This is a genomic window from Achromobacter sp. CSND-B12, from assembly GCF_052906545.1.
In genome coordinates this window covers 6,726,710-6,738,151 of the sequence record NZ_JBREGJ010000001.1, presented here as the reverse complement: position 1 = coordinate 6,738,151, position 11,442 = coordinate 6,726,710, and the positions used below count along the sequence as shown (strand labels likewise).

Genomic DNA, 11,442 nt, shown 5'->3' with positions numbered 1-11,442 from the left:
CAGCTGTCGTACGCGCTGCTGCACCTGTTCCGCAAGCCCTTGCCCGAGGTGTTCCGCGAGGCCGTCACGCGGCCGCTGGGCGCCAGCGAAAACTGGCAATGGGTGGGCTACGACAATGCCTGGGTCGAGATCGACGGCCAGAGCATGCCGTCGGTGCCAGGCGGCTCGCACTGGGGCGGCGGCATGTCGATCAGCGCCCGCGACCAGGCATTGATCGGCCAGATGCTGCTGGACCAGGGCCGCGCCGCCGATGGCCGCCAGGTGCTGTCGAGCGACTGGATCGCGCAGATGCGCCAGCCGTGCGCGATCGCGCCGTACTACGGCTACCTGATCTGGCTCAACCACGAAGGCCGCGTGTTCCCCAGCGTGCCGGCATCCAGCTTCTTCGGCGTGGGCGCGGGCAGTTCGTTCACCTGGGTCGAGCCCGAGCGCAGGCTGGTGGCGATCGTGCGCTGGCTCGATTCGGCGCACGCCGACGCGCTGTTCGGTCGAATTCTGGCGGCGGTGGACGCGCAGCCGGCCTGAGCGGCCGCCGCGCATGGCGGTCGGTGTCCCTGCCCGGCGCAGGGATTTTCAGCGGCCTGCCGGCATTCTTCTGGCAACATGCCCCTTTGCCAGCCGGGCCGCCGGCGGGCGCGCCATCGTTTTTCGCCGACCAAGGATTCCCGCCATGAACTACCGTCGTCTCGGATCAAGCAATCTTCGCGTCTCGCCCCTGTGCCTGGGCACCATGATGTTCGGCGAGCAGACGCCGGACGACGAGGCCGCGCGCATCGTCGCCTCCGCGCGCGATCACGGCCTGAACTTCATCGACACCGCCGACGTCTACAACGACGGCCGTTCCGAGCAAGTGGTGGGCAAGTTGCTGCAAGGGCAGCGCCACGACTGGGTGCTGGCCAGCAAGATCGGCAACGTGGTGGGCAAGGGCCCGAACCAGTCGCACTATTCGCGCCAGTGGCTGATCCGCGGCGTCGAGCAGAGCCTGGCGCGCCTGGGCACGGATTTCCTCGACATCCTCTACCTGCACCGCGACTACCACGAGGAAAACCTGGAAGAAGCGCTGTGGGCGCTGGGCGACCTGATCCGCGCCGGCAAGCTGCGCAGCTTCGGCTTGTCGAACTTCCGCGGCTGGCGCATCGCCGAAACCCTGCGCCTGTGCGAAAAGCTGGGCGTGCCGCAGCCGGTGGTGTGCCAGCCGTACTACAACATGCTCAATCGCGGCCCCGAGGTCGAGATCCTGCCGGCCTGCCAGCACTACGGCCTGGGCGTGGTGCCATACAGCCCGATCGCGCGCGGCGTGCTCACCGGCAAGTACCAGCCGGGCCAGGCGCCGGCCGCCGACACCCGCGCCGGGCGCGGCGACCGCCGCATCCTGGCCACCGAGTTCCGGGAAGAGTCGTTGCGGATCGCGCAGCGGCTGGTCGAGCACAGCGCTACCCGCGGCGTGCAGCCGGGCCATTTCGCCACCGCCTGGGTGCTGGCCAATCCGATCGTCACCGGCGTCATCGCCGGCCCGCGCACGCTGGCGCAAATGGACGATTACTACGCCGCGCTGGACGTCACCATCACGCCCGAGGACGAGGCCCTGGTGGACAGCTGGGTCACGCCCGGCCACGCCTCGACCCACGGCTACAACGATCCCAACTATCCCTTCCACGGCCGCCCGGTGACGGTGGTCTGACGGCGGGCAGGGGGCGGCGCGTGGCGCCGCCCGCGCGCCGGTTAGGCCTTGCGCAGGGTCGCGCTGGCCGGCGGGGCCAGCCCATCCTGCGCCGCGGTGCGCCCGCCGCGCCCGATCAGCCAGGCGCACAGCGCCGACACCACGCCCGAGAACAGCACGTACAGGCAGATCAGCCAGGGCTGGCCGTTGCCGGTCTTGAGTAGCGCGGTGGCGATGATCGGCGTGATGCCCGAGGCGAAGATACCCGAGAACTGGTAGACGAACGAGATGCCGGTGTAGCGCACCTTGGCGTCGAACAGCTCGCAGAACAGGGCGGCCTCCGGTCCGTAGACGGCGGCGTAGAAGATGCCGAACGGAATGATGATGGCCAGCCACACCAGCATCACGCTGCCCTGGCTGTTGAGCATCAGCCAGAAGCCGGGAAAGGCCGCCACCGCCGTGATCAGCGAGCCCCAGAAATACACCCGCGTGCGCCCGATGCGGTCGGACAGCCGCCCGAAGTAGGGGATGGTGAAGCACATCACCAGCGCGGCCGCCATCACCCCGGTCAGCGCCTCGGTGCGCGTGATCTGCAGCGTCTGGGTCAGGTAGGAGATCGAGAACACGCCGAACACGTTGAAGAACACGCCGTCGATGTAGCGCGCGCCCATGCCCTTGGCGACGTTGCCCGGGTAGCGGCGGATCATGTCCATGAACGGGATGCGGCTTTCGGCGTTGTCGCGCTTGACCGCGGCGAACTCGGGAGTTTCCTTGATGTTCAGGCGGATGTACATGCCCACCCCGACCATCGCCGCCGACGCCAGGAACGCCAGGCGCCAGCCCCAGGCCATGAACTGCGCGTCGGTCAGCAGCGTCGACAGCAGCGCCACCGTGCCGGACGCCAGGCACAGGCCGATGGCCAGCCCGATCTGTGGCAGCGAGGCGTAGTAACCCTTTTTGCCCGGCGGCGCGTACTCATACGCCATCAGCACCGCGCCGCCCCATTCGCCGCCCAGGCCGATGCCCTGGAACACGCGCAACAGCAGCAGCAGGACCGGCGCCCACAGGCCGATGCTGTCGTAGGTGGGCACCAGGCCGATCAGGAAGGTGGACACGCCCATGATCATCAGCGTCATCACCAGCATGCTCTTTCTGCCGATGCGGTCGCCGAAGTGCCCGAACACCAGCCCGCCCAGCGGCCGCGTGATGAAGCCCACCGCGAAGGTGGTGTAGGCCAGCATGGTCGAGATGAGCGGGTCGCCCGTGGGAAAGTACAGCTTGTTGAACACGATGCCGGCGACCACGCCGTACAGGAAAAAGTCGTACCACTCGATGGTGGCGCCGATCAGCGACGCGGCGACGACTTTTCTCACCGCGGTTTCGTTCTGCTTGGCCATGCCTGTCTCCTTTGGTGGGGCGGGCGGCGCTCTGCGGCGCCGCGCCGCGGGTTGCGGTCAGTTCATGTCATGCCGCCTGCTGCAATACCGGTTGCGCCTGCGCGCGCGGCCGCGCCGCGTGCAGGTCCTGCAGGATGAAATCGGCCGCGCGCTCGGCCAGCATCACCACCGGCACGTTGGTGTTGCCCGACACCAGCGTTGGCATGATGGAGCAATCCACCACCCGCAGCCCGCTCACGCCGTGCACCCGCAGGCGCTCGTCGACCACGGCCATGGGATCCTCGCGCGGGCCCATTTTCGCGGTGCCCGAAGGGTGGAAGATGGTGGCGCCATACTCGCGGCAGAAATGCAGGATCTCGTCGTCGCTTTGCACCTCGGCGCCGGGCCGGAACTCGCGCTTCATCAATCCGGCCAGCGGTTCGGTGGCGGCCAGCCGGCGCGCGTACTTGACCGCCGCCACCGTCATGCGCCGGTCCAGCTCGGTGGACAGGTAGTTGGGCTGCATGGCCGGGGCCTCGAAGGGGTCGGCGCTGCGCAACCGCACCGTGCCGCGCGACGAAGGCCGCAGCTGGCACACCGAATAGGTGCAGCCCGAGAATGGATGCACCTTGCCGCCGGCCATGTCGGCCGACAGCGTGGCGAAATGGAACTGGGTGTCGGGCGTGGCGCTGGCCGGATCGACGCGGCAGAACAGGCCGCCCTGGTTGATGCCCACCGCCAGGGGCCCGCCGCGGAACAGCAGCCATTGCAGCCCCATCGCCGCGCGTCCGTGCAGCGTGCGCAGCTGGTCGTTGGTGGTGATGGGCTGGCTGGTCTCGTAGATCAGCCGGATCTGCAGGTGGTCCTGCAGGTTCTCGCCCACGCCGGGCAGGTCGCGCACCACGCCGATGCCGAAGCGCCGCAGCAGCGCGGCCGGGCCCACGCCCGACAATTGCAGCAGTTGCGGCGATTGCAGCGCGCCGGCGCACAGGATCACCTCGCGGCGGGCCCGCAGCGTGCGCACCTGGCCGTCCTGCCGATAGCGCACGCCGCAGGCGCGGCTGCCCTCGAACAGGATCGCCATGGCGTGCGCGCCGGTCTCCACCCGCAGGTTGGCGCGGCCGCGCGCCGGACGCAGGTAGGCCACGGCGGTGGAGCAGCGGCGGCCGTTGCGGGTTGTCAGCTGGTAGTAGCCCACGCCTTCCTGGTCGCCGGTATTGAAGTCGCGCACATGCGGCAGGCCGAGCGCGCGCGCCGCGCCGATCAGGCCTTCGACCAGCGGATGCGGCGTCTTGATCGAGGTGGCGTTCAGGGGGCCTTCGGTGCCGCGCGTGGCGCCCGGGCCGAGGTCGTTGTTCTCGAGCTTGCGGAAGTAGGGCAGGCATTCCTCCCAGCTCCAGCCCGGGTTGCCGGCGGCGGCCCAGGCATCATAGTCCTGGCGCTGGCCGCGGATGTAGATCAGGCCGTTGATGGCGCTGGAGCCGCCCAGCGTGCGGCCGCGCGGCCAGTAGATGCGGCGGTCCAGCATGTTGGGGTCGGGTTCGGTGTAGTAGCCCCAGTTCAGCACCTTGTGGAACATGGTCTTGCCGTAGCCGATGGGGATGTGGATCCAGGGCGAGCGGTCCGGCGGCCCCGCCTCCAGCAGGCACACGCTGTGCTGGCCGTTGGCGCTCAGGCGGTTCGCCAGCACGCAGCCGGCGGAACCGGCCCCCACCACGATGTAGTCCACGGCATCGGACATGTCTGTTTCCTCCTTGGCCTGGCCGTGCCGTGACGCGGGGAGTCCCTCGTCCGGACGGCGCGTTTACCCTGCTTGCCGCGCCGCCGCGCACTTATATACTGGCCTGATGCGAGGGGGGCGCGGCGACGCGCAAAGGTTCCGTATCTGTGGCGATTCTAGGAAGCCGCCACGGGAAAGAAAGCGCGACAAGCGCGGGAACGGCGAAATGGCACAGAACATGGATCTTCGGTTTCAAAATCGCAGTGCAGCATCGGCGCGTGCGCCCGACGCCGACGAGCCGCGGGATGGCTCGCGTTCGCTGCGCGCGCTGCTGGTGCTGGACTACCTGGCCCGCGCCCAGCACCCGCCCACGCTGGCGCAACTGGCGCAGCGCCTGGACATGCCCAAGTCCACCCTGATGCGCCTGCTGGCGTCGATGCAGCGCGCCGGCTTCGTCGCCGCCACGCCCACCGAGAACGGCTACGTGCCGGGGCCGCAGGCCACCGCGCTGGCGCTGGCCACGCTGCGCGCCTCGGCCTTCACCCGCGCCTGCCGCGCGGTGCTGGCGCAACTGGTCGGCAAGCTCGGCGAGACCTGCAATCTCACCGCGCCCGACGGCGACCAGGTGATCTACATGGAGCGGGTCGAGACCGCTGAACCGCTACGCCTGTTCTTCGCGGTCGGCAGCCACGTGCCGATGCACTGCACCGCCAGCGGCAAGCTGTTCCTGGCGTCGATGAACCGGCTCGAACGCGGCCGGGTGCTGGCGCGCCTGCCGCTCACGCGCAACACGCCGCGCACGCTGACCGATCCGGCGCGGCTGGAAGACGAACTGGAACGCCTGGCCGCGCGCGGCATCGGCATCGACAACGAGGAGTTCGTGCGCGGCATGAGCGCGGTGGCGGTGCCGGTGCGCGACGCGCAGGACCGCGTGGTGGCGGCGGTGGCGTGCCATGCGCCGACCGCGCGGCTGATGCTCGATGACCTGTTGCGCGCGGTGCCGGTGCTGCAGGGCGCGGCGCAGTCGATGAGCGCGGTGCTGGCCGAGCACCGGCCGGGCGGTTGAGGGCGTCGGGGCCCCGAACCCCTAGCCCGGCAGCGCGGCCGCCCGGCGCCAAGCCAGCGCCAGCACGGCCGCCGCGCCCGCCGTCAACGTCGCCAGCATCGCGACCGGACCGGCCGCGTCGAGCAGAATCCCGGCCGCCAGCGGCGCGGCGATGCGCGTCAGCGCGAAAACGCTGGACTGGATGCCGTAGTCCAGCGCCTGCAGGCCCGGCCGGGCATGCGACATCATCAGGCCGAACGCCAGGGCGGCGGTGGCGCCCATGGCCGCCGCCACCATCATGGCGCAGGCCGCCAGCACGGCCGGGGCCGCGTCCAGGCCGACCGCCAGCGTCAATGCCAGCAACGCGGCGGCTCCGGCGCCCGCATGCAGCCGCACCGCGCGGCCCGCGCCCAGGCGCTTGAGCAGCCGCGCGCCCGCGATGCTGGCCACGGCGCCGACCGCGCCGCCCGCGACACCGACCAGCCACGCCACGCGTTGCGACGCCAGGCCCTGGTCCAGCAGCACCGGTTTCAGGTAGAACCAGCCTGCGCCGATGAAGGGGAACAGCAGCGCCAGCAGCGGCAGCCAGCGGCGGCTGGCGGGCAGGCGCAGGTACGCGATGGCCTGGCGGGTGGTCGAGGCGGCATCGGTGGTTTGCAGGGGCGCGCCGGGTTGCCCCTTTGTGTCATCCAGTGTCGCCGCGTCGTTCGTGTCGAGGTCTCCATCGCGCGAGGTAATCGCGCCGTCGTCGGCTCGTCCGGCATCCATGCTCTCTCGCAGCAGCAAGGTCAGCGCCGCGCCCAGCGCCAGCGCGGCGGCCATGATCAGGAAGGGCGCCTGCCAGCCCCAGCGCGCCTGCGCCAGCAGCATCAGGCCGCCGCCAGCGATCGCGCCCAGGCACAGCGCCATCGAGCGGATGCCGCCCGCCGAGGCGCGGCCGGCCACAGGCAGCACGCGGATCGCCAGCGCGTTGACGGGCACGTCGGCCCAGGTGCCGGCCAGGGCGGCGGCGGCCGCCAGCGCGAACAGCGTAACGCCATCATTCAGCAGGTCGCGCCAGCCCAGCGCCAGCAGCACGGCGGCGTAGGCCAGCAGCAGCGCCGCGGTCCAGCGCCGGTAGCCGCCATGGCGCGCGCCGCGCCGGTCCAGCGGCATCGCCAGCAGGAACTTGAACACGGTCGGCAGGCTGGCCAGCTGGAACAGGCCCAGGGCGGTGCCGGACCAGCCGTGCTGGCGCAGCACCAGCGGCAGCCCCAGCCACAGATAGACGCCCGGCGCGGTCAGCGCCAGGTTGAGCCAGCCGAACAGGGCCTGGGCCAGGCCGTGGCGCAGGCGCGGCGTCATGGCGCGGTCCGCCGCGCCGACAGCACATGCAGCGGCGCCAGCGGAAAGCGGTCGGAATCGAAGCCGCGCACTTCGGCGAAGCCGGCGGCGCGCAGCGCTTGCGCCAACTGGCCCTGGCGCGTCACGCGCCGCCCCAGCAGCAGCATCGGCAGGTAATAGCGCAGCACGCGCGCGGCGGCGTCGGCGTCGTCCGGGACCTCGGCATGCGCCATCACCAGCAACCCGCCCGGTGCAAGGGCGTCGTGCATCTTGCGGATCGCGGCGGCGGCGTCGGGCACGAAATGCAGCACCGACGAGCACCAGATGAGGTCGTAGCCGGCGCCGATATCCGCCGTGGCCAGGTCGCCGCCCACCGCCACCATGCGTTCGGCCAGCCCGGCGGCGGCGATGTTCTCGCGCGCCACGGCGGCGGTCTCGGGCCAGTCGAACACCACGCCGCTGGCCTGCGGGCGATCCTGCACCAGCGCGATGCCGATCAGGCCGGGGCCGCCGCCCAGGTCGAGGATGCGGCGCGCCGCATCGGCGCCGGGCACGCAGGCGACGGCCTCGCGCGCCGCCGCCACGGCCAGGACGCGCTGTTCCTGGCCGATCTGCACCCGCGCCGCCTGGGCCCAGCCGCTGGCTTCGGAAGCCGCGCCCGGCGCAGTGGCGAGCGCGGCGGCCGGATCCTGGCGCAGCCGTTGCATCAACTGCTCGCCGGACTGCGCCAGCGAGCGGCGCCGGTAGCGCCAGGCGTCGCCGCAGTAGCCAGGCCGGCCCGCCACGAAATGGGCGCGCGCCGTGGCGCCGCAGCGGTACAGCGCGGGTTCGCCGGCGATGCGATGCAGCAGGCGCAGGCTCCACAGCAGGTCCAGCAGATGCTCGGCGGCGGCGGGGCGCAGCGCCAGCGCCTGCGCGACGTGCGCGGCGCTGGCCGGCGCGACCAGGCGCGCGAACAGGTCCAGTTCCAGGGCGGCGTCGAGCGCGGCGGTTTCCACCGGCGCGGCGGCCAGGTCCCAATAGCGTTGCAGGGGCAGGGGGGAAGTCGGCATGGCGGGTTCCTTGGGATGCGGTTCAAAGGCGCCAGGTCAGGCGCAGGCCCACTTCGCGCGGCGGGCTGTAGACGGTGACGATGCCGTTCTGGTAGCCCACCGCGTCGTAGCGGCGGTTGGCGAGGTTGTTGAAGTAGGCAGCGATCTCGACCTGCCGCACCGTGACGCCGGCGGCCAGGTTGACCAGCGCGTAGCCGTTGCGGCGGTAGCGGTTGGCGGCGTCCAGGTAGACCGGGCCGGCGCCGCTGAGCGAGGCCTGCGCGTACCAGCCGGCCGGGGCGTCGTAGCGCGCGGTCAGGTGGCCGTTCAGGCGCGGCGCGAACGGGTTCTGGTTGCCGCTGTAGTCGTTGGCGCCGTCGCGGAAGTGGCTGAAGCGGGTGCGGTTCAGGCCCAATCCGGCCTGCAATGACCAGCCCTGGCCCGGCAGGTATTCGAGCTCGAATTCCGCCCCGATCGAACGCGCCGACGCGGCGTTGGTGACGTACACCAGGCCCGGCAGCGGCATCTGCTGCACCTGCATGTTGTCGACCGTCATCACATAGAACGCGGCGGCGTAGCGCAGGCGGTTGCCGGGCAGCCAGCCCTTGGCGCCGATCTCGTACGCGCGCAGCGTCTCCGGCTGGTAGGCGGCGTAGTCGGCGGCCGGCGAAAACACGTTGTAGCCGCCGGCGCGAAAGCCATCCGCGACTGAGGCGTAGACCTGCTGGCGCGGCGCGAAGGCGTATTGCAGCGCCAGCTTGGGCGTGACGCGGGTCCAGTCGGCGCGGCGCGTGCGGTCGCCTTGCGGCGTGAAGCGCACGGCGTCGCGCTCGACGCGGGCGCCGGCCTCCAGGGTCCAGCGTTCGGCCAGCGGCACGGTCCAGTGGGTGAAGGCGGCGCCGGACTGGCCGCGCAGCCGCACCACGCTTTCGGTCAGGCCGCGCGGCATTTTCTGCGTGTTGCGCAGGTCGTGGTCGTCGCCGTCGGCGTACAGCCCCGCCAGCCAGTGGGCGCGGCCCAGCGCGCCCTCCAACCGCAGTTCCTGCGACAGATTGCGGAAATGGTGGTCGCGGGCAATGTGCAGCAGGTCGGCCGGCTGGAAATCGGTGTCCTGCTGCACGCGGTCGCGCAGGTCGTTCCAGGCCGTCACCGACGTCAGGCGCAGGCCGCCGTCCAGGTCGTGGCGCAGCGACAGCGACGCGCTGCGGCCGATGGACCGGTTCCAGCCCGGCGTGCCGGACGCCACGGTGGCGCGCGAGGCCGTGGGCGAGCCCCACAGCGCGGCGCCGTCGCGGTAGTTGATCTGCGCATAGCGCAAGGTGGCGTCGGTGCGCGCCGAGGGCGTCCAGCGCAGCGCCAGCTTGCCGTTGCGCAGTTCGCGGTCGTCCTCGCGCCGGCCCGTGTGGGTGTTGTCGATGAAGCCGTCCTGGCCGCGCCAGGCGCCGGCCACGCTGGCGTAGAGCGTGTCGTCGACGATCGGCCCGCTCAGGTAGAAGCGCAGCATGCGCAGGTTGCGGCTGCCCACGGTGGTGGAGACGCTGCCGCGCAGGCTGTCGCCCGGCTGGCGGGTATGGACGTTGATGACGCCGGCCTCGGCGTTGCGGCCATAGAGCGCCGATTGCGGGCCGCGCAGCACTTCGACGCGGTCGATGTCCAGTAGCTGATCGTCGAAGCCCTGCGCCATCAGCGTGGGCACGCCGTCCACCACCAGCAGGGTCGAGGTCGAGAACGAAAAGAAGTTGGCCGACAGCCCGCGCATCACGGCCGCATTGACGCCGGCCTGGCCGAACGGCTGGAACGACAGGCCGGGCGTGATGCGCTGCAGGCCCTCCAGGTCGACGACGCCCTGGCTTTCGAGCATGTCGCCGTCGAACACCGACAGGCTGCCGGGCAAGGATTCGAGCGAGCGTTCCTGCTTGTCGGCGGTGACGGTGATGGCAGGCAGTTGCGCGGCGCCGGGGGAACCCGGCGTCGGCGCTGCGGACGTCGTGGGTGGGGACGCGGAAGAAAGCGGTGCGGCAGGCGCGGCCGGACCGTCGGCCGGCTGCGCGGCGGGCTGCGCCAGCGCGGCGGGCGTGGCGCAAAGCCACAGCACAACCCAGGCGGCGCGAGGGTGGGGAAGAGGGCGATTCATCGGGATTCCTGTGCAAGCAGTCACGGCGGCCGGACGCGCGGCCCCGTCCCGAAGATGGTATTTCCTTATGCGAACGCCTATCATTAGCATCCATATGCGAACCGGATGGATTCGTATGCATGCCGGCGCATCCGCGCCTGAGCCGATTTCAGGCACCCGTCCCGGCGCCATCCCGGTCCCGTCCCGCCACCCGTCACCTCCCGTCGAAACCATGTCCCTGCGCATCTCCGCCACGCTCGCCCAACCCGGTCCGGCCGCCCGTCCCGGCTGGTCGCGGCTGGCGCTGCCGGCGGACCTGGGCGAGTGCGTGGCCGACCGCCTGGACCTGGGCGAGGGCCTGGCCCTGGTGCATTCGCAATACACCCCCGTGCGCGACCTGATCGAGGAGAACGCCGCCGAGCACGGCGGGCGCACGCTGGTCATCACGCTGGCGCTGCGCGGCGCGTCGGCCTATCGCGGCGCGGACGGCGCCGAGCTGGATTTCCGCGGCGGCCAGACCACGGTGACCGCCTTCCGCCGTCACCTGGGCGAGCGCCGCTACCTGGGCGGCAGCACCGTCTCGCAACTGCGCCTGCTGGTGGGCGAGGCGGCGCTGTGCCGCTATGCCGGCCAGGCCCAGGCCGAGGCGCTGTTCGGCGCCGGCGGCCTGCGGCGGCTGGCGCAGGGCCGCACCAGCGCCGACCTGGCCGCCGTCGCGGGCGAGTTGGCGCGGTCCAGCGATCCGCTGGATACCCACATCAAGGCGTTGACGCTGCTGTCACGCCAGTTGCGCGCGCTGGCGCCGGCGCCAGCGGCGGGCCGGTTCAGCCAGGCCGACATTGCCCGGCTGGAGCGGGCCCATGCGCTGATGCGCGAACAGATGGATCGCGAACTGACGGTGCAGTACCTGTGCCTGGCGACCGGGTTGAACGAATTCAAGCTCAAGCAGGGCTTTCGCGCGCTATACGGCAACAGCCCGATGCGGCTGCTGACCGAGATGCGCATGCGCCGCGCTTGGGAGTTGCTGGAGACCGGCTGCCAGGTGGCGCAGGCGGCGTACCGAGTGGGCTATCGCCATCCGGCCAATTTCAGCGCCGCCTTCACCCGCTTCCATGGCCGCGCGCCCAAGTCGGTGTTTGGCAAGCGGCGTTGATGCGGCGCGCAACGATGCCGT

8 protein-coding genes and 1 pseudogene are annotated in these 11,442 nt (G+C 71.3%); 4 read left to right on the top strand and 5 right to left on the bottom strand.

Translation table 11 applies throughout. The features are described from left to right. Together ACUTAG_RS31570 and ACUTAG_RS31565 are read left to right on the top strand one after the other, a co-directional pair. A pseudogene (locus ACUTAG_RS31570) lies at positions 1-525 on the top strand (serine hydrolase); the annotation flags it as partial. A gap of 145 nt (positions 526-670) precedes the next feature. Further along, entirely contained in the window at positions 671-1,681 is a 1,011-nt protein-coding gene (locus ACUTAG_RS31565) for an aldo/keto reductase (RefSeq protein WP_148318748.1), read from the top strand. A gap of 41 nt (positions 1,682-1,722) precedes the next feature. On the opposite strand, the gene ACUTAG_RS31560 is transcribed toward ACUTAG_RS31565, so the two are convergent. Together ACUTAG_RS31560 and ACUTAG_RS31555 are read right to left on the bottom strand one after the other, a co-directional pair. Next, positions 1,723-3,057 (bottom strand): MFS transporter, encoded by a 1,335-nt coding sequence (locus ACUTAG_RS31560; protein WP_024069068.1) that lies wholly within the window; start codon positions 3,055-3,057, stop codon positions 1,723-1,725. Positions 3,058-3,124: 67 nt separating this feature from the next. Continuing rightward, positions 3,125-4,777 carry a GMC family oxidoreductase gene (locus tag ACUTAG_RS31555; RefSeq protein ID WP_049053295.1) on the bottom strand — a complete coding sequence of 551 codons (1,653 nt, stop codon included), beginning with the start codon at positions 4,775-4,777 and terminating at the stop codon, positions 3,125-3,127. Between the two features lie 205 nt (positions 4,778-4,982). Here ACUTAG_RS31555 and ACUTAG_RS31550 point away from each other — a divergent pair, with 205 nt between their 5' ends. Next, complete coding sequence (locus tag ACUTAG_RS31550; protein ID WP_024069066.1) at positions 4,983-5,822, top strand: IclR family transcriptional regulator; 840 nt, start codon at positions 4,983-4,985, stop codon at positions 5,820-5,822. 21 nt (positions 5,823-5,843) lie between these two features. Here the strand turns inward: ACUTAG_RS31550 and ACUTAG_RS31545 are convergent, their stop codons facing one another. The 3 genes from ACUTAG_RS31545 to ACUTAG_RS31535 are packed head-to-tail and all read right to left on the bottom strand — an operon-like array spanning position 5,844 to position 10,289. Beyond that, positions 5,844-7,145, bottom strand: coding sequence for an MFS transporter (locus ACUTAG_RS31545; protein ID WP_148318750.1), 1,302 nt, complete (start codon positions 7,143-7,145; stop codon positions 5,844-5,846). Continuing rightward, positions 7,142-8,176: a class I SAM-dependent methyltransferase gene (locus tag ACUTAG_RS31540; RefSeq protein ID WP_049055023.1), complete on the bottom strand. Its 1,035-nt coding sequence runs from the start codon at positions 8,174-8,176 to the stop codon at positions 7,142-7,144. Before ACUTAG_RS31540 ends, ACUTAG_RS31545 begins: the two co-directional genes overlap by 4 nt. Positions 8,177-8,198: 22 nt before the next feature. After that, complete coding sequence (locus ACUTAG_RS31535; RefSeq protein WP_148318752.1) at positions 8,199-10,289, bottom strand: TonB-dependent receptor; 2,091 nt, start codon at positions 10,287-10,289, stop codon at positions 8,199-8,201. A gap of 211 nt (positions 10,290-10,500) precedes the next feature. Between ACUTAG_RS31535 and ACUTAG_RS31530 the strand changes: the two genes are divergently transcribed. Further along, the gene (locus ACUTAG_RS31530; protein ID WP_148318754.1) at positions 10,501-11,421 is read left to right on the top strand and encodes a helix-turn-helix transcriptional regulator; all 921 of its coding nucleotides are present in this window, start codon (positions 10,501-10,503) and stop codon (positions 11,419-11,421) included. The last annotated feature ends 21 nt before the right edge of the window (positions 11,422-11,442 follow it).